The organism is Larkinella rosea, assembly GCF_003858635.1.
Taxonomy (GTDB): domain Bacteria; phylum Bacteroidota; class Bacteroidia; order Cytophagales; family Spirosomataceae; genus Larkinella; species Larkinella rosea.
Genome location: NZ_RQJO01000008.1, coordinates 402,722 through 420,827, shown reverse-complemented (window position 1 = coordinate 420,827; position 18,106 = coordinate 402,722). Strand labels below are relative to the sequence as shown.

The window sequence follows — 18,106 nt, the reverse complement described above, 5'->3', positions numbered from 1 at the left end:
CAAGAAAGTAAAGACGTTGCTCAACTTCAACTAGTTAAACGAACTGACCTGAAAAGGTAAAATCACTGGACCCGGGTAGAATCCGGAAACGAGACGGAATTGGGGAACGGGATAAAATCCATCGTATAAAAAACCGGACCTTTGCTGTACTACGAAATGGTTCTGTAGGCTTCGTCGCCCGACCTTCCGAAACCCACAACATGCGGGTGCGGTTTTGCTGGCCGTCATCATACGGCCCCAGATCGACGGGCGAATGCGTTTGACGTTGTAATGTTGGAAATATTCGTGCGCCAGAAAGTTGTACATCCGGTTTTTACCCGCCCGCATATTCAACTGATCCCCGCTGAAACTGATCGACGTGGAGTTCAAATGCTCAATGCCGCCCCCGCCGGGCCCAATCGCAATAAAGGGTAACGTGGTACAACTGCGACGCCGGATCGTCATCAGATTCGGTTTCTACAGTTCATTTTAACCATCTTTTGGCTCAAATCAAAGGCAGAAATTACTCACCATTGCGCCGGAGCGCGGGAATTTTCCGTCCGTTGGCGGAATGTTCAATCAATTCCGCCAGGCGTTTCCGCCGGGTGGCGTCCTGCTTCGCACTAACGACCAGTTTTAGGGCGGCTTTGCGGTACGAAGGTGCCTGTTTCTGGAAAAATTGCCAGGCAGTTTCGTTGGCTTTGAACTCCGCTTCCTGGGCCGCGTCGAGGTTCCAGCTTTCCTGCTCGTGCGAGTACAGCCCGGTTTTTTTCAAATCCCGCGCCTGATAGATGGCTAACCCGGCAGGTTTGACGAGATTCTGCCCGATCAGTTCTTCCATTCGTTTGAGGTTGACCGTGCTCCAGATGCTGGTCTTTTTGCGGGGTGTAAACCGGATCTGGTAGGCGGTTTCGTCGATGGATTTCCGAACGCCGTCGATCCAGCCGAAACACAGGGCTTCATCGACCGACTGCGGCCAGGTGATGCTCGGTTTGCCCGACCCCACTTTGTAAAAACCGACGATCAATTCCTTTTCGGTCTCGTGGTTTTTCTCCAGCCAGTGCCGAAACGCTTCCGGTGTTGCAAAAAATGTTGCCATAACGTATCCACAGATTGGCGGGCGCTCCCGTTCAGTCCGTGTGATTTAAGTTAGTACTGAATTATTGTAAGGCCCCCAACCGTGGCCTGTGTCTTTAATTAGTGTATGCACACATCTTTTAAGTTTAAATTCCAGTCGCGTAGCGACTTAATGTTTGTAGCGAAACCCGATTCGCGAATTCTTTCTTTGCCGGGAGGTCGCGTAGCGATCAAATAGAGTTCGGTCGCTACGTGACCAAAAAACAAACTCAATTGCTTTTTCTACAAACATTCGGTCGCTATGCGACCAAAAAGATGTGTATATACTCTAGGTGTCTTCACAGGCCACGGACTAAAGTCCGTGGGTACGTTAGAATTTCAGATTCTGGACCCGAACGGCGTTCAGAATGGCCAGCAGGGCCACGCCCACGTCGGCAAAAACCGCTTCCCACATTGTGGCAATCCCACCCGCACCGAGCAACAGCACAATGGCTTTGACGGCGAGCGAAAGGCTGATGTTTTGCCAGACGATCTGCCGCGTTGCCCGCCCAATTTTGATCGCCGTGACAATCTTCGACGGCTGATCGGTTTGAATTACCACGTCTGCGGTTTCAATCGTCGCGTCGGAGCCGAGCCCGCCCATCGCAATACCGACGTCGGCCAGCGCCACCACCGGGGCGTCGTTCACGCCGTCGCCGACAAAGGCCAGTTTTGCTTTCGGCGTCGGAGCCAGTTCCTGTTTTAAGCGTTCCACCTGACGCACTTTGTCTTCGGGCAGCAAATCGCCGACGGCTTCAACGCCTAATTTTTGGGAAACCGCCTGCACCACCACCGCTTTGTCGCCCGACAGCATGACGGTTTTCAACCCGAGTGCGTGCAGTTGCTGAACGGTTTCGGCCGCATCGGCTTTTTCCTCGTCGGCAATCGTAAAATAACCGGCAAACTTCCCATCGACGGCCACCAGCACCACCGTGAACGGAATGGCGGTAAGTGCTTCGTCAAACGACACGCCGAATTTTTGCAAAAGCCGGGCATTTCCGGCCAGCACGGTTTTTCCGCTAACCGTTCCTTTCAGTCCGTGACCGGGAATCTCTTCCACCTGTTCCGCCGATAACAACGGCTCCTTCAAATCGGCGTAGGCCAGAATGGCCGTGGCTACCGGATGCGTAGACTTACTTTCCAGGGCCGCCGTCAACTGCGTCAGTTCCTGACGGGTAATGCCTTGCGCGTTTACCTCCTGCACCTTAAAAACGCCCTGCGTCAGCGTACCGGTTTTGTCCATCACCACGGTTTTCACCTGCGTGATCAGATCCAGAAAAACCGAGCCTTTAAACAGAATACCGTGCCGGGAACCCGCGCCGATACCGCCGAAATAGCCCAGCGGAATGGATATCACCAGCGCGCACGGACAGCCGATGACCAGAAAAACCAGCCCGCGGTAAAGCCAGTCCCGGAACTGATAATCCGCGACAAAAAGAGCCGGAACCAACGTAATTGCCAGCGCCAGCGCGCAGATGATCGGGGTGTAAATTCTGGCAAACCGGGCAATGAACTCCTGCGTCTGGGCCTTGCGCCCGGTGGCTTCCTGCACCAGTTTCAGAATGCGCGACAGCTTGGAATCCTGATACAGCGTGGTCACTTCCATTTCCACCAGCGTTTGCCGGTTGATCATCCCCGCCAGTACATCTTCACCTTTACTAATCGTGCGCGGAACGCTTTCGCCGGTCAGCGCGGCCGTATCGAATGAGCCGGTTTCGGACCGCAGTTTGCCATCCAGCCCCACTTTTTCGCCCGGTTTTACCTGAATAACCTCACCGACGTTCACCTGAGCGGCTTTGGTGGGAACGGCTTTTCCCTCCCGAAAAACCGTCACCGTATCGGGCCGGACGTCGAGCAATGCCTTGATCGAACGGCGCGCCCGCAGAACGGCCGCATCCTGAAACAGCTCCCCAACGGTGTAAAACACCATTACGGCGACGCCTTCGGGGTATTCCCGGATCGCAAACGCGCCGATGGTGGCGACGCCCATCAGGAAAAATTCGGTAAAAACGTTGCCTTTCAGAATGTTAAGAACCGCCCGGCGCAGAACCGGCCAGCCAACGGGCAAATATGCCACAAGATACCAGACAAACCGCCACGGATCACGAAACCAGGTCGTGGCGTACTGATCCAGCAGAACACCGCCGAGGAGCAGCACCAGACTGACAGCAACGGGTCCGTATTCTTTTAGCCCTCCGAACCCCGAACCGCTGTTTTCGGCCGTTGCCGACCCGGTTTTTTCCAGATCCAGTTCATCGTGATCGTGGTCATGATCATGGTCGTGCCCGTCGTGGGAATGATGGTGATGGGTTGCCATATCGTTTAAAGTTCAATGAAAAAGTTGAGAATGCCGAGCGCAATCAGAATACCGCCGGTGATCTGTTTTTCGTGGTGTTCGAGCCAGTGCCATTGCAAACGCGCCAGTCCGCGAAACGACAAAGCGGTTAATCCAACCATGCACAGAATCGTTATTGCGGTATAGGCGACGCTGAGAGTTACGATGGCGGGCCAGCCGAGCGTTCCGGCCGTGAAGAAAAACGTCTCGATTTCCAGACAGGGCGACAGCAGCATGGCCAGTGCCAGCGTGCCAACAATCGCCCGCTTCGACCGGCCCGACAGCCCTTTCGGAACGTGTTCGTGGGCGCTGTGCGGGTTGTGAACGGCGAAATACACCAATCCCATAAAAATCAGGATCAGCGACGCGATCCAGCGGGTCTGGCTTTCGAGTTGTTCCGATAATTCGACACCGATTGCACCGATCAACACCCCCAGAATCACCGTGCTCAGCGTGTGGAAAAAACCGCTCAGGGCTGCCACACCCAATGTTTCGCGCATCGACCAGTTTTCGCTGCGGCCGATGAGCGCGACCGGAAGCCAGTGATTTGGAATTGCCGCATGAACGGCTCCCAGCAAAATACTACCAATTAGCAGGTTAAAAAGCATTTTCGTTTTCGTTAATGGCTATGACCGCCCTCTTCTTCCGAATTATTCATCACGGAATGCAGGTCGTACGCACCGGCAATAACCACCTGTGCGTCATTTTTTACGGTGGAAGGCAATGTTACCGCCTGATACCCATTTTCGGTGACGCCGGTTCGCACTGCGACGGGCCGAAACTGGTGGTGAACCGTTCCTTCGTGTTCCTCTTTTCCTTCATACACAAAAATCTGCGAACTCGTGCCCGACTTGATCACGGCCACCTCGGGCAAAGCCGGTTGCGGTTCGGTGCGGGTTTCGATCAGGGCCTTCAGGAAGGTGCCGGGCCGCAAATCGGTATCCGGCTTTTCCAGGGCGGCAAACACGCGCACCGTCCGGTCGGCCCCGGTTTCGCGGTTAATGTACCGAATCCGCCCGATCCGCTCCCGGTTTACGGAACTTCCATTCGTGCCAATGATCGATAACCGAACCCGCTGTCCGACCTCCACGCGGGCAATATCACCCTCAAAAACGGTTAATTCGGCGTATAAACCCGATGTATTCATCAATTCGAATAACACATCGTTGGCGTTAACAAACCGCCCCCGGTTGACATTCACTTCCGTCACCGTTCCGGTAATCGGGGAGCGAACGGCAACAGTTCGCGTAATTTTGCCCGCCGACAGCTCGCTCATCGACACGCCCAGAAGCGCCAGTTGCTGCCGAAGCCCTTCGGCTCTTGCGCGCAGCGACTTGACCTGCGAGGTCGCCTGCTGAAACGTCTTGAGCGAACCGACGTTTTCGCGGCTCAGTTCGCGCTGGCGTTCGTATTCCTGCTCCTGAAATTCGAGTTGGCTGACGGTTTCCAGGTAATCCTGCTGAATGCGAATAAATTCCGGGTTTTCGAGCATCGCGAGCAACTGCCCCTGCTTAACGGCCTGCCCCGGCAACAGCGGTGTCGAGGTCAGAATGCCGCCGTAAGGCGTTGAAACCGAGACCTGTTGCTGGGGTGGTATACCTATAACACCGTTGACGCGGATGAGGTTGCTGAGCGTACGCTGTTCCAGCCCGCCCAGCCGGATTCCGGCGGTTTTGAACTGCTCGTCGGTGAGTTCGACCAGCCCTTCTTCATGCGCTTCGGCGGGCTCAGTGTCCTTTTTAGCAGACTCGGTTTTCGCTTCCGTGGCTGCGTCTTTTGGGTGGTTACAACCGGAAAACCCCAGTCCGATTACGACCAGCAGGGCAATAAATGGGTTTATTTTCAATAGGTGTTTCATGGTTCAGTGCTTCCCAGGATGTATTCGAGGTTGATAATGGTCTGATTCAGGTCGTTCAGCGCAGCCAGATAACCGGTCTGAATACCGCTCGCCGTCCGCAGATTCTGGAATAACTCGATGTAACCGATTTCGCCAGCGCGGTATGCTTTATCGGCCTGCTGACGAATCAATGTCGCCTGCGGCAGGGCCGATTCTTCGTAGTACGTCAGCGTCTCCCGGTTTTTGCGGTACGTTTGCAGCAGCTCGGCGAATACACCTTCCAGGCTGCGCCGACGGGCAGTTAACTGCGCTTCGGTCCGCTGTTGCCCCAACTCGGCTGCCCGCACCCGCGCCCGGAGCGGTTTGGCTACAATCGGAATCGAGATGCCGACCTGCCCGTACGTAAACCGATCGACGCCGGTATAAAACCGGTCGGTTCCGTTGATGGTCTGGATGCCGCGCAACGACTGATTGACGACATTGAACGAATAATCGGGCTTGAGCCGCGACCGCTCAACGTCGGTTTCGCGCCGGGCAATTTCGATCTGCTGACGCAGCAGGGCCAGTTCAGGATTTTGATTCAGAGCCACCGAATCGGGGAGCCGCATGGCGCGGGCGATCAGCACGGAATCCGCAATCCGGGGCAACTGATCGGTTCCCAAGAGCGTTTGGAGCCGCCGGGACTGGATTTGCTGGTCGGCCCGGTTCTGGGTCAGCTGCATCCGGAGTTGCCGCGCTTCAACGTCAGCGGCCGTTTGTTCCAGCAGCGTACCTTCGCCCGTGCGTCGGCGGATGCCTGCCGCCCGAGATACCGCCGTAAAAAGGCTATCCTGCCGAAGTAGCTCACGGTGAAGCGTTTGCAGATAGGTCAATTGGTAATACGCTGCCTTTAGCTGCAAGGCCAGTTCCTGACGCGTCACCCGGTTTTCGGCTTCGGCTCCGCTGATTCGGGCGTCGGCCAGTGCTTTCTGGCTTCGAATCAATCCCGACGCGGGGAGTCGCTGCCCAATTTGGAGCGACTGATCGACGTAGCGGCTGTTGTACTGACCGGCGGTGACCACGATATCGGTTTTGCCGACATCGCTCGCCGTGCCGCGCAGGGCCTGCTGATAATCCAGGTTCAGCGCCGAAACCCGCACTTGCGGATTGTTCTGGAACGTCTGTTTGAGTGCCTGATCGAGCGAAAGCGGAACCGGTTGGGTGGGCAGTTGGGCGTTGCTATCAAGTGAACCAAGGCTTAATCCGAAGGTCAGCAAACTGATGATGGGCCACCAACCGGCGGCTACGGTTTTGGTTGCTGGCATCAGGGCCGGGTCCTTTTTCCCGAAACGTTGTTCGATCAATAAATACAAAACCGGTAACACCAATAAGGTCAGCAAGGTAGCCGTGATCAATCCGCCGATCACCACCGTCGCCAGCGGTTTTTGCACTTCGGCCCCGGCGGTATTGGACAGCGCCATCGGTAAAAATCCCAGCGACGCCACCGTGGCCGTCATCAGGACGGGTCGCAGCCGGGTGCGCGTTCCCCGGAAAATAGCCTCCATTAAATCGGTGATGCCGCTTTTTCGCTGGTAATTGAATTCCGCGATCAACACAATGCCGTTCAAAACCGCCACGCCGAACAGCGCGATAAAACCGACGGCGGCCGAAATGCTGAAAGGCATTCCCCGCAGCCAAAGGGCCAAAATCCCGCCAATAGCCGCCAGCGGAATTGCCGAAAAGATCAATAATGCCTGTCGCATCGAATGAAAGGTGAGGAATAAAAGCAGGAAAATCAGCCCCAAAGCCACCGGAACCGCCACCTGGAGCCGGTTTTGCGCTTCGATCAGGTTTTCGAATTGGCCACCATACGTCACGTAATAACCGGTCGGGAACTTCACCTGCCCGTTGATTTTCTGTTGCAGCTCGGTCACGACGCTTTCCACATCGCGGCCGCGCACGTTAAAACCGATCGTCAACCGCCGTTTGGCGTCTTCGCGCTGAATCTGGTTGGGGCCGGGAATGAGTTCAATTTTCGCGACTTCGGAGAGCGGAATCGCCGGGCCGTCGGTTGTGGAAATGGTCAATGCCTGAACATCGTTGATGCTCCGCCGGTTTTCGCCCGCCAGCCGAACCACCAGATCGAACCGGCGTTCGCCTTCGTAGACCAACCCGGCACTTTCCCCGGCGAAGGCCGTGCTGATGGTTCGGTTGACGTCGTCCACGGCCAACCCGTAGCGCGCGAGGGCTTCCCGATCCAGTTTCACCACAATTTGCGGCAACCCTTCCACCTGTTCGACGTATAAATCCGTCGCCCCGTTTACGCTGGTAACCAGACCGCTGACGCGTTTGGCGAGCCGGGTCAGTTCGTCGAGATCTTCGCCGAAAATTTTGACGGCCACATCCTGTTTCGCGCCCGAAATCAGTTCGTTAAACCGCATCTGAATCGGTTGCTGAAAACCGAACGAAATCCCCGGAATGACTTCCAGCGCTTCCGCCATTTTCCCGGCCAGTTCTTCCATATTCGACGCCGATGTCCATTCGGAACGCGGTTTGAGAATAATCATGATATCCGCGGCTTCGATGGGCATGGGGTCGGTCGGAATTTCGCCCGCGCCAATTTTACTGACCACCTCTTTCACTTCCGGAAACTTTTTCATCAAAAGCCGCTCAGCCTGGGTGGTTTTTTCCACCGTATGACTCAGCGACGAACCGGTAACGACGCGGGTTTCAACGGCAAAATCACCTTCGTCGAGGGTCGGGATAAATTCGCCCCCCAGCGTGGTAAAAAGCCAGACGGCGCCCACCAGCAGCAAAACCGCTACGCCCAGAACCAGCGTTTTATGCCGCATGACCCCGTGAATAACCGGGTTGTAAAGCCGCAGAAAAAAGTCCATCATCCGGTCGGAAATCGTGCGGTTGGTCGACTGCTGTTTGTTCAGCGCCAGCGCCGACATCATCGGTACGTACGTGATGGAAAGAAGAAACGCCCCGGCAATGGCAAAGCCCACCACCTGCGCCATCGGGCCAAACATCTTGCCTTCGATGCCCGATAAGGCCAGAATCGGCAAATAAACGATCAGAATGATGATTTCACCGAAGGCCGCCGAGGTCCGAATCCGGCTGGCGGACTGGTAGATTTCCTCATCCATTTGTGCCTGCGTCAGTCGGACTTGCCGATTGACGCCCAAATGGTGCAAGGTCGCTTCAACGATAATAACCGCTCCGTCGACAATCAGGCCGAAGTCAATGGCACCCAGGCTCATCAGGTTACCCGAAACGCCGAAAACCTGCATCATGCCAACAGCAAAAAGCATCGAAAGCGGAATGACCGAAGCCACGATGAGTCCGGCCCGCCAGTTGCCCAGAAACAGAATCAGCACAAAAATGACGATCAAAGCTCCTTCGATCAAGTTGCGGGTGACGGTGTTGATGGCCCGGCCCACCAATTCGCTCCGATCCAGAAAGGCGTGAATAGCAACACCTTCGGGCAGTGTTTTTTTGATCTGTTCCATGCGGTTTTTGACCCGCCCGATCACTTCGTTGGCGTTTTCGCCTTTCAGCATCAACACCAGTGCTCCCACGGCTTCGCCCTGGCCGTTGCGCGTTAAGGCCCCGTAGCGGTTCGCGGAACCGTAGTTGACCTGCGCCACATCGCGAATCAGGACGGGCGCCCCGCCTTTCGTCCGGCGAATTACGATCCGGCCAATGTCGTCCAGATTGCCAACCAGCCCTTCGGAGCGAATGAAATAAGCGTTCGGTTTTTTGTCGATGTAAGCGCCCCCGGTATTCTGATTGTTGCGTGCCAAGGCGGTGAATAAGTCGTTGATGCTGAAACCGTAAGAACGCAACCGATCAGGATCAATAGCGATTTCGTACTGCTTCAGCAAACCACCGAAGCTGCTGACGTCGGCCACGCCGGGCGTTCCCAGCAACTGCCGCCGAACCACCCAATCCTGCAACGTGCGCAGTTCAACGGGCGAATATTTCCCGGTAAAACCCGGTTTAGCGTAGATGACGTACTGGTAAATTTCGCCCAGACCGGTGGTGACCGGCGCCATTTCCGGCTCTCCGGTTCCGGCCGGAATCTGGCTGCGGGCGGTCGAAAGCCGTTCGCTGATTTGCTGGCGCGCCCAGTAGAGGTCGGTCGATTCCTGAAAAACAATGGTTACAACTGATAAGCCAAAGCGCGAAAACGAGCGGATTTCGCCGATTTCGGGAATCGTCGCCATGGTTTGCTCAATCGGAAAGGTAATGAGCCGTTCCACTTCCGGAGCCGCCAGCGCGGGCGAACGGGTGATGATCTGAACCTGATTATTGGTAATATCCGGCACGGCGTCGATCGGCAGACGGCTGAGCGAATAACCGCCCCAAACCACCAGTACAATCGTTAATAACCCGATAATCAGTTTATTGTGTATAGAGAAACGGATGATGGAATCCAGCATGCCGATACGGAGTTAAAATAAAAAAGGAGTTGAGCCGCCGAGATGGGGCGAAAAATGCAACCCGGTTGCACCGAAGTGATTGGGCGCACGTATCCAGCCTTAGCCGAGTTGAGGTGGTTGCCAGCAGGAAACCGGAGCAGACGGCAAGGCCGGTGCGAATCGTTTGTAACGGGGAGAAGAAAAAGAGAAAGCCGCAAAGGCGAACTGGAAAACCGGACAGGCTTCCAGCACCGTACCGCAACAGGCGCAGCCGCAGAAGGGCGAACACAAATCCGCGCCCTCCGAATCACCGTCGTGCTGGTGTGCGTCGCTCGTAATCGTCGCCGTGGCTTGCTTATCGACGCGCAACGACAGGCAGCCGTCGGCGCAGGGCCAGACGGACAAAACCAGCAGATAAACGCTCATCAATAAGCAAACCAGCGACTTCATGCCACAAAGCTATTCGAAAAAACCGTGCAACAGGGAGTCAAAAAGTAGTTTTTCGACCAGTTAGCGTTAACCGGAAATTTCCAGTCCGACCCGGATCGCTTCTTCAACCGGGAAATACCCCCGCTCCGAACCTTCGATGCGTAAATCCGCGCGGGTGAGCAAGGGAGGTTGCGCCAGAAATCTCGGCTCGGTACCGTGATGCGGTTGGGCAGCATGCGCCAGAAAAGGGTGACAGAGGTAAACCGTACCGGCTTTACCGGTTGCCGTCAGCTCGTTTCGGACCGGTAATTCCGCCAGTTTTCCGGCCAGTTCCCTAAACGACAGGCCCTGTTCGCCCGCCGGTTTTAACAAACGGGCCACGTCCCGATGCGATCCGACCCGAATCCGGGTTGGGGCGTCGTTTTCGCCAACATCCGAAAAAAGGAACAGCATCAGCAGCGCCCGGCCTTTTGACCGAATGTTGACCCGCCATTCAAAAAAATTGGCCGGATCGGCACCAGGAAAACTGGCGTCGACATGCCAGCCGGTGTCGCCGGGATCATCGGTTGACGGAAAACGAACGGGAAAAGTACCCATACTTCGGCAGGGAATCCACTTGCCCGGCCCCACCAGCTGATCAAAAGCCCGGTGGAGAATCTCCGTATTGGCGGCCTGAACAAACGGTTCCTGAGTATACATTCCCAGCCGGATGACCGGTTTTGTCCAGGTCGAAGGATCGTCAGGGTCAACGTCCATGTCGTTCCAGAGAATTTGGCGGGCGGCTTGGGCGATTTCGGGCGAAAAAGCCTGATCGATGCGGACAAATCCATTGTGAATGAATTCGTCCAGTTGATTTTTACTTAATACGTTTGGCATGAGCAATAACACTAAAAAGGAAAGACAATAGAAAAGCGGGCCTTTAAAAAGGCGCGATGTCGGAGCGACGAAAGGAGGGTATTAAAGCATTGGTGCCATTCTCATACGGGTAAAATTAGTGTAAAACGGAATTGTTTGCAAAAAAGAGCCTCAATGAATCAATTTCCGGCTGTTCGCCCGTTTTTGTACTATCCATACAATCTATACGAACTCTTTCAGAATTGTCTAAATCTAAGAACTTAATTGGAGCGATTTTGATTTTACGGTTGGGTGAAAATGCTTTTCGTGCTGATAATAAAGTTATTTTTGCCCGATAAAGCTTAAAAAGCAAATTGATTACAACCTGAATTTTTGAATTTTTTCCAGAATGAATTTTACCGTTTCACACCGTCTGTCACCCCGGCTCTCGACACGCAGTATCCGTCGGGGAGCGGTTGGTGCTTTATTTTTCCTACAAGGATTGTCCTTTGCCAGTTGGGCGTCGCGCATACCGAGTATCCAGCAGACGCTGGGCCTGTCAGAATCTGAACTGGGGGGTGTTTTGCTGGCCCTGCCGGCCGGTTTGATGCTTTCATTACCGATTGCGGGCTGGCTGACCACTAAAATCGGAAGTCGCAAGGTGGCCACGCTGGCCGTTGGTTTCTACGCCCTGACGCTGCTGAGCCTGGGATTTGCGCAAAGTACTCCGCAACTCATGGCCTTTCTCTTCGTCTTTGGGTTGGTTGGTAACATGGCCAACATCGCCATCAACACGCAGGCCGTTGGAGTCGAGGCTTTGTATGGCCGACCGGTGATGGCGTCGTTCCACGGACTCTGGAGTTTGGCGGGTTTTGTGGGCGCGATGGTTGGCGCTTTTATGATTGGCGCCGGGATTGTTCCCTACCAGCACTTCGCGGCCGTTCTATTCTTCGCACTGGCTGCGCTGGCGGTGGCTTCCCGGTATATTTTGCCGGAAGATGCAAACACCAATGCGGATCAACCCATTTTTGCCAAACCCGACAAAACGCTGCTGATTCTGGGCATTATTGCCTTTTGTGCCATGATTTGCGAAGGTGCCATGTTCGACTGGAGCGGTATTTATTTCAAGAAAGTGATTCAGGCCGACAAGGCGATGGTGGGCGCAGGCTATACGGCGTTCATGAGTACAATGGCGCTGGGGCGGTTTATTGCCGACTGGTTTGCCACTCGTTACGGGTTGAAACGGACGTTGCAACTGAGTGGCATTCTGATCGCGTCCGGTTTGCTGACCGCCGTTGCGCTACCGTATATGGGAACCGCCATTATCGGTTTTTTCCTGGTGGGTTTTGGCGTATCCTCGGTGGTTCCGCTGGTGTATAGCGCGGCCGGAAAATCGACGGTGATGTCGCCGGGCGTGGCGCTGGCTGCGGTTTCGACGATCGGTTTTCTAGGCTTCCTGATCGGCCCTCCGCTGATCGGTTTTGTCGCCGGAGCCTCCAGCCTCCGAATCTCCTTCGTTATTATTGCCGGAATGGGCCTGTGCGTCGCTCTGATGGCGAAGAAGGTGAAAGGGAATTGACCGCTGACCATTGACAATAGACCATTGGCTGGAACGAGTGGTCAATGGTCAGCGGTCAATCGTCTACTTTACTTTCTCCAGCAGTTTTTCCGGCTCGTCGGTCGTGATGAAGTCGGCTTTGCGTTCCAGCAGCCAGTTCATCATTTCCGGATCATTGACCGTCCAGACGTTGACGGTCAATTTCTTTTGGTGGGCTTCCTGAATCCAGTTTTCGTTTTTCTTCATGACAGCCTGGTTGTAATCCAGCCCGTATAACCCATCGGCCGCCAGCAGTTCGGGCGCTTTATCGCCCATCAGATAGGCCACATTGGCCGAGGGGTCGAGTTCTTTTACCTTCTTACAGACGTCGTAATCGAAGCTAATGTAGTCGACCAGCTTCCGGCCTTTCATCGCTTTCACGGTTTGAACGCATTTGGTCGCCAGCGCCAGCGAATGTTCCTTGCTGACTTTCGACGCCTTGACTTCCAGAATCAGCCGGGTTTTCTTCTGTTTCAACCCTTCTTTCAGGTAACTTTCCAGCGTCGGCAGTGATTCCCCGTTGGCGAGTTTCAGCGCCTGGATGTCGGCGGCCGGAGCGGTTTCGAGGTGAACGCCCTGTAAATCATGGTCATGGTTGACTACCAGCGACGAGTCCGCAGTCATGTGCACATCAAATTCACTGCCATAGCAGCCCAATTTGATGGCTTGCTGCAACGACGCAATCGAATTCTGGGGAGCTCCGCTGTTTTTCCAGGCGCCCCGGTGAGCAATTACTTTGGTTTGTCCCATACTTTGCACAACGGAACAGGTGGACAACAAGACAACGAATGCAGTACTGAAAAAGGCGGTTTTCATACGATTTAGCGGATTAACGGCGCAAAAGTAACACAGATACCATCATTGAAACGGCTATAGGCTAAAATTTGGGCATTCTTAATCTAAATGTAACATGACGCTGTTAAATTTAAATTTAGATTTGGTAACGATTTAACCTTTAATTAGTTAGAATATGTTCGCACGCGTTATCCAGGTGCCGTTAAAAACCGGCACCATTGCCGATGCCACCGCTTATTTCCAAAATTCGGTCGGCCCGGCGCTCAAAGAGCTGGACGGTTTCATCAATAGCCGGTTTTTAACCAATACCGAAACCAACAAATGCCTGATGGTGACCCTCTGGGTGTCGGAAGAAGCCCGGATCAATGCCGAAACCAACGGTTTTCTGCAGGGTGTTCTAAAAAATATGGGAGACTATTTCGCCGGTCCACCGACCATCGATTACTACGAAGTGGGCGTTCAGGTGGTTTGAAATGAGCCATTTCGCGGAGTTGAGCGGAGAGACTATTAAAAACTCTGCTTACCCGCCGGGCGGCCCCGTCCTCTTTCTCCGCTCAACTCCGCGATACAATCAACTTCACTTTGTCAACACCCTGACTGCTTTGCGGTTGGGGTGTTTTTCATTCGTCACTCAAAAACGGACACTCAGCGTCTTCATTCCCACGCTCAGCGCTTTTTATTTTCTGGCTTAGTAACCCCATTGCACCTTTGTCACATCGGATCGACAAAACGATCACAAAACAAACAACTACTAAAAGCCATGAAAAAAGTCCTTATTCTGATGCTCGGTCTGGTAGCCAGTACGGCCTCGTTCGCTCATTCTTCGACAAACCAACCCGAAGCTTCGCCCGCCCGGCTGGTGATGAACACCGAAAATAAAATCAAACTCTACGTTCAACCGCTTCAAACCAAAGGCCAGCTTGCGATTCGGGACACCCATGGTCAAGCCGTTTACAGCTCAACGGTAGCTCTTCAAAAGGGCTTGAGCCGCCAGTTCGATGTCTCCCACCTGAGCGCGGGTACTTACCGGCTGACGCTTGCCACGGATACCGAAACCCTGACCAAAACGTTCGTTGTGCAGGCTGCTCCCAACGAAAGCTTTGTTGTTCAGGAGCCTTAATCAAAAACCGGCAACGGCATCACGTTCGCCCACCCAGTATCCGGAAGCGTAATGCGGGGAAATACAAACCATCCGGTCTTCCGTTTGAGGACGCAAGGGCAAAGGTTGAGGAGGTATGCAAAGGCGGAAATGGTGCCGTGTTCAGCTTCGGTCGGGGTGCCGACAAAAAAGTAACGGCAGTAACGCTGGAGGTTCAGGGAATGTCTTTCAAAGGCGAAAAGTAACAATGAACAACTTTGGGCTTTTTGCTCCGTGCAGCATCCGCATGGCATATTACCTGATCACCAAGACCCATCTCTCATGAAAAAGATTACTCTGCTGGCCTGGCTCCTACCGGCTTTGGCGTTTGCGCAACCTCAGTCCCTTCAACAGGGGTTTCAAGCCCCGCCGAATTCGGCCAAACCACGCGTCTGGTGGCACTGGATGAACGGAAATATTACCGTAGAAGGCATCACGAAAGACCTCGAATGGATGAAGCGTGCCGGTATTGGCGGTTTTCAGAACTTCGACGCGAGCTTACTGACGCCGTCCGTGACGCCCAAAAAGCTGGTTTTCATGACACCCGAATGGAAAACTGCCTTTCAGCATACGACTAATCTGGCCAAAAAACTCGGTCTCGAAATGGCCATTGCCGGTTCGCCGGGCTGGAGCGTAACGGGTGGCCCGTGGGTAGCTCCCGGCGATGCCATGAAAAAGTACGTCTGGAGCGAAACCCGGGTGACGGGCGGGCAGCCTTTTTCGGGCAAACTCCCACAACCTGCGCTGGCAACGGGGAAATTTCAAAATATACCGGCACCCGCCGAAGGTGGACTCAGTGGGCCATCCACCGAAGCATTGCCGACTTACTACGCCGATGCACTGGTGGTTGCGTACCGGCTGCCCGCTGCCGAAAAACCGCTGGCTGCTTACCACCCAAAGGTTACGTCGAGTGGCGGGTCGTTCAGTCTGGCCGAACTGACCGACGGGGACCTGGGTAAAACGACGATGCTCCCGCCGGTGGAAGTGGGTCAGGACATGTGGATTCAGTACGAATTTGAAAGTCCGCAGACCTTCAAGGCCTTTACGATTGTCGGAGCGAGCAGCGGTGGTGCGCTGGCCGAATTCCGGGGAGCGCCGGATAACCGGGCCCTCAAGGTAAGCGACGACGGCGTCAATTTTCGGGAGGTTGTCCAGATTAAAGGCAGTACCGTGCCCGAAAACACCATGCGAATTGTGCCAACAACGGCCAAATACTTTCGGTTTACGTTTAAAACCCTGGAACCGCAGGGCAACCCCTTCGGGGCCATGTTCGGGGGTAATCCGTCTGCCGAGAAGCCAAAACCGGAAGGCATTCCCGTTGCCGAGCTGGTGCTGCACAATACCGACCGGGTAGACCTCTTTGAAGAAAAAGCCGGTTTTATCCCCTGGAAAGAAGATACACATTCGCTCATCGAGGCCAGTGCCGATGCCATTCCGACGGAAGATGTGGTCGATTTAACCACAAAAGTCGGGGCAGATGGAACGCTCAACTGGACAGTCCCCGCCGGTAACTGGGTCGTCGTCCGACTGGGCTATTCGCTTACGGGCCGGAAAAACCACCCGGCATCGCCCGAAGCAACGGGGCTGGAAGTGGATAAACTCGATAAAGTGGCCGTCCGCAACTACATCGACACCTATCTGGATATGTACAAGGAGGCTACCGGTGGCCAACTGGGTGCTCAGGGGCTGGAATACATGGTGCTGGATAGTTACGAAGCCGGTCACATGACATGGACGAAGGCAATGCCGGAGGAATTTAAGAAACGGCGCGGTTACGACCTGACGCCCTGGATTCCGGTGCTGCTGGGCCGGGTTGTGAAGAGTTCCGAAGCCAGCGAAAAGTTCCTCTGGGATTTCCGGAAAACCATCGGCGAACTGATTGTCGAAAATCACTACGAGGTCATCGGCGACGCCCTGCACGCCCGTGGTATGAAGCGTTACACGGAATCGCACGAAAATGGCCGCATTTACCTGGCCGACGGCATGGACGTCAAACGGAAGGCCGAAATTCCGATGTCGGCCATGTGGACACCCGGCAGTCTGGCCCCCGGCGGAAACGAAGAGGTCCGGAGCGAAGCCGATATCCGGGAAGCGGCTTCGGTGGCGCACATTTACGGGCAAAATCTGGTTGCAGCCGAGTCGATGACGTCCATTCAGAACGCGTTTAGCTGGCATCCGGAAAAACTGAAGCGCACGGCGGATCTGGAAATGGCGTCGGGCCTGAACCGCTTTGTCGTCCACACCTCCGTTCACCAGCCGCTCGACGATAAAAAACCCGGTTTTTCGCTCGGTCCTTTTGGCCAATATTTTACCCGGCAGGAAACCTGGGCCGAACAGGCCAGATCCTGGACGGATTACCTGAGCCGCAGTTGTTTTCTGCTGCAACAGGGAAAACCGGTGGTCGACGTCCTCTATTATTACGGGGAGAACAACAACATTACGCAGGTTTGCGCCCAGAATCTGCCCGCCATTCCGGCTGGTTACGCCTTCGATTTTGCCAATGCGACCGTTTTGACGAGTGCCGTTCGGATGCAGGACGGTACGATTACGGCCACCAGCGGTCAGCAATACCGTCTGCTGGTGCTCGATTCGTCCGCCCGTTTCATGACCCTGCCGGTGCTTAAAAAGATTGGCGAGCTGGTCAAAGCCGGTATGCATGTGACTGGTGTGAAACCCGAACGCTCGCCCAGCCTGAGCGACAATGCCGCCGAATTTACCACCTTGCTGAATCAAATCTGGAGTCAGTCGAACGTATCAACAAAACCGGTCGATGCGGTTTTGAGCGAGATGAAGATTGCGAAGGATGTGGCTATTTCCGGAGCAAAGGCACCGATTCTGTACGTCCACCGCCAGACTTCCGATGCGGATCTCTACTGGCTCGACAACCGCAGCGAAAACGCCAACGAAGCCACCATCAGCTTCCGTGTGACGGGTAAAGTGCCGGAATTGTGGCACCCGGAGACCGGAAAAACCGAAAAGGTGTCGTACCAAATCAAGGACGGCCGGACGGTTGTGCCGCTTACGTTTACGTCCTGGGAAGCTTACTTTATTGTTTTCCGCGATAAAGCAACGGTAACCGCCTACACGAAACCCGCCGTTACGGAATCGCCGGTGGCAAGCCTGGAAAGTCCCTGGGTGGTTCGCTTTCAGGAAGGCCGAGGGGCACCCGCGCAACTTTCGTTACCCAAACTCGGTTCGCTGACCGAGCAGACTGAGCCGGGGGTCAAATACTTTTCCGGAACGGCCACGTACGAAAACACCGTTGAGCTGTCCGCTCTCCGCAAAAACGCAGCCTACCTCCTTGATCTGGGTGAGGTGAAGAACATCGCGGAAGTGGTGGTGAATGGCAAAACCGTAGGAACCGTCTGGAAGAAACCGTTCCGGATCGACATTACTGCCGCCCTGAAACCGGGTCGGAATACCGTGCAGATAAACGTCACGAATCTGTGGGTAAACCGCTTGATTGGCGATGCCCAACCCGGCGTAACCAGCAAGATTACCTTTACGACCCTGCCCTTCTACCGCGCCGATTCGCCCTTGCTGCCATCCGGTTTGCTGGGACCGGTTCGGGTGCTGGCCACAACATCCGCTTCGGCCGCCGTCAAACGATAATACCCATTTCCTTTCACGTTAAACCAAC

13 protein-coding genes are annotated in these 18,106 nt (G+C 54.7%); 4 read left to right on the top strand and 9 right to left on the bottom strand.

The genetic code is table 11. The annotated features are described in order from the left end of the window. Nucleotides 1–30 precede the first annotated feature (30 nt). From EHT25_RS32655 to EHT25_RS10520, 8 genes are all read right to left on the bottom strand, one after another. Entirely contained in the window at nt 31–444 is a 414-nt protein-coding gene (locus tag EHT25_RS32655; protein WP_185731331.1) for a hypothetical protein, read from the bottom strand. A 58-nt stretch (nt 445–502) separates the two neighbouring features. Then, nucleotides 503–1,078, bottom strand: coding sequence for a YdeI/OmpD-associated family protein (locus EHT25_RS10550; RefSeq protein ID WP_124874211.1), 576 nt, complete (start codon nt 1,076–1,078; stop codon nt 503–505). A 348-nt stretch (nt 1,079–1,426) separates the two neighbouring features. Beyond that, complete coding sequence (locus tag EHT25_RS10545) at nt 1,427–3,412, bottom strand: heavy metal translocating P-type ATPase (protein ID WP_124874209.1); 1,986 nt, start codon at nt 3,410–3,412, stop codon at nt 1,427–1,429. Nucleotides 3,413–3,417: 5 nt separating this feature from the next. Then, nucleotides 3,418–4,038: a hypothetical protein gene (locus EHT25_RS10540; RefSeq protein ID WP_124874207.1), complete on the bottom strand. Its 621-nt coding sequence runs from the start codon at nt 4,036–4,038 to the stop codon at nt 3,418–3,420. A gap of 11 nt (nt 4,039–4,049) precedes the next feature. Continuing rightward, complete coding sequence (locus tag EHT25_RS10535) at nt 4,050–5,288, bottom strand: efflux RND transporter periplasmic adaptor subunit (RefSeq protein WP_124874205.1); 1,239 nt, start codon at nt 5,286–5,288, stop codon at nt 4,050–4,052. After that, entirely contained in the window at nt 5,285–9,694 is a 4,410-nt protein-coding gene (locus tag EHT25_RS10530; RefSeq protein WP_124874203.1) for a CusA/CzcA family heavy metal efflux RND transporter, read from the bottom strand. Before EHT25_RS10530 ends, EHT25_RS10535 begins: the two co-directional genes overlap by 4 nt. 99 nt (nt 9,695–9,793) lie before the next feature. Further along, nucleotides 9,794–10,123 carry a DUF6660 family protein gene (locus tag EHT25_RS10525; protein ID WP_124874201.1) on the bottom strand — a complete coding sequence of 110 codons (330 nt, stop codon included), beginning with the start codon at nt 10,121–10,123 and terminating at the stop codon, nt 9,794–9,796. 66 nt (nt 10,124–10,189) lie between these two features. Next, nucleotides 10,190–10,978, bottom strand: coding sequence for a phytanoyl-CoA dioxygenase family protein (locus EHT25_RS10520; protein WP_124874199.1), 789 nt, complete (start codon nt 10,976–10,978; stop codon nt 10,190–10,192). Nucleotides 10,979–11,345: 367 nt separating this feature from the next. On the opposite strand from EHT25_RS10520, the gene EHT25_RS10515 reads away from it, so the two are divergent. Then, nucleotides 11,346–12,515, top strand: a complete 1,170-nt coding sequence (locus EHT25_RS10515; protein WP_124874197.1) for an MFS transporter — start codon at nt 11,346–11,348, stop codon at nt 12,513–12,515. Between the two features lie 63 nt (nt 12,516–12,578). On the opposite strand, the gene EHT25_RS10510 is transcribed toward EHT25_RS10515, so the two are convergent. Further along, nucleotides 12,579–13,349, bottom strand: coding sequence for a glycerophosphodiester phosphodiesterase (locus tag EHT25_RS10510; RefSeq protein WP_124874195.1), 771 nt, complete (start codon nt 13,347–13,349; stop codon nt 12,579–12,581). A gap of 154 nt (nt 13,350–13,503) precedes the next feature. Here EHT25_RS10510 and EHT25_RS10505 point away from each other — a divergent pair, with 154 nt between their 5' ends. The 3 genes from EHT25_RS10505 (at nt 13,504) to EHT25_RS10495 (ending at nt 18,078) form a co-directional block, all read left to right on the top strand. Then, nucleotides 13,504–13,800, top strand: coding sequence for an antibiotic biosynthesis monooxygenase family protein (locus EHT25_RS10505; RefSeq protein WP_124874193.1), 297 nt, complete (start codon nt 13,504–13,506; stop codon nt 13,798–13,800). 288 nt (nt 13,801–14,088) lie between these two features. Next, nucleotides 14,089–14,448, top strand: coding sequence for a T9SS type A sorting domain-containing protein (locus tag EHT25_RS10500; RefSeq protein WP_124874191.1), 360 nt, complete (start codon nt 14,089–14,091; stop codon nt 14,446–14,448). 300 nt (nt 14,449–14,748) lie between these two features. Further along, on the top strand, nt 14,749–18,078 hold the full coding sequence (locus EHT25_RS10495) for a glycosyl hydrolase (protein ID WP_124874189.1): 3,330 nt from the start codon (nt 14,749–14,751) through the stop codon (nt 18,076–18,078). Nucleotides 18,079–18,106 lie beyond the last annotated feature (28 nt).

What these genes read in the sequence shown, in the direction of transcription:
- EHT25_RS10510 (WP_124874195.1), bottom strand. Translation starts at nt 13,349, where the DNA reads ATGAAAACCGCCTTTTTCAGTACTGCATTCGTTGTCTTGTTGTCCACC.
- EHT25_RS10530 (WP_124874203.1), bottom strand. Translation starts at nt 9,694, where the DNA reads ATGCTGGATTCCATCATCCGTTTCTCTATACACAATAAACTGATTATC.
- EHT25_RS10545 (WP_124874209.1), bottom strand. Translation starts at nt 3,412, where the DNA reads ATGGCAACCCATCACCATCATTCCCACGACGGGCACGACCATGATCAT.
- EHT25_RS10525 (WP_124874201.1), bottom strand. Translation starts at nt 10,123, where the DNA reads ATGAAGTCGCTGGTTTGCTTATTGATGAGCGTTTATCTGCTGGTTTTG.
- EHT25_RS10520 (WP_124874199.1), bottom strand. Translation starts at nt 10,978, where the DNA reads ATGCCAAACGTATTAAGTAAAAATCAACTGGACGAATTCATTCACAAT.
- EHT25_RS10550 (WP_124874211.1), bottom strand. Translation starts at nt 1,078, where the DNA reads ATGGCAACATTTTTTGCAACACCGGAAGCGTTTCGGCACTGGCTGGAG.
- EHT25_RS10535 (WP_124874205.1), bottom strand. Translation starts at nt 5,288, where the DNA reads ATGAAACACCTATTGAAAATAAACCCATTTATTGCCCTGCTGGTCGTA.
- EHT25_RS10500 (WP_124874191.1), top strand. Translation starts at nt 14,089, where the DNA reads ATGAAAAAAGTCCTTATTCTGATGCTCGGTCTGGTAGCCAGTACGGCC.
- EHT25_RS10505 (WP_124874193.1), top strand. Translation starts at nt 13,504, where the DNA reads ATGTTCGCACGCGTTATCCAGGTGCCGTTAAAAACCGGCACCATTGCC.
- EHT25_RS10495 (WP_124874189.1), top strand. Translation starts at nt 14,749, where the DNA reads ATGAAAAAGATTACTCTGCTGGCCTGGCTCCTACCGGCTTTGGCGTTT.
- EHT25_RS10515 (WP_124874197.1), top strand. Translation starts at nt 11,346, where the DNA reads ATGAATTTTACCGTTTCACACCGTCTGTCACCCCGGCTCTCGACACGC.
- EHT25_RS32655 (WP_185731331.1), bottom strand. Translation starts at nt 444, where the DNA reads ATGACGATCCGGCGTCGCAGTTGTACCACGTTACCCTTTATTGCGATT.
- EHT25_RS10540 (WP_124874207.1), bottom strand. Translation starts at nt 4,038, where the DNA reads ATGCTTTTTAACCTGCTAATTGGTAGTATTTTGCTGGGAGCCGTTCAT.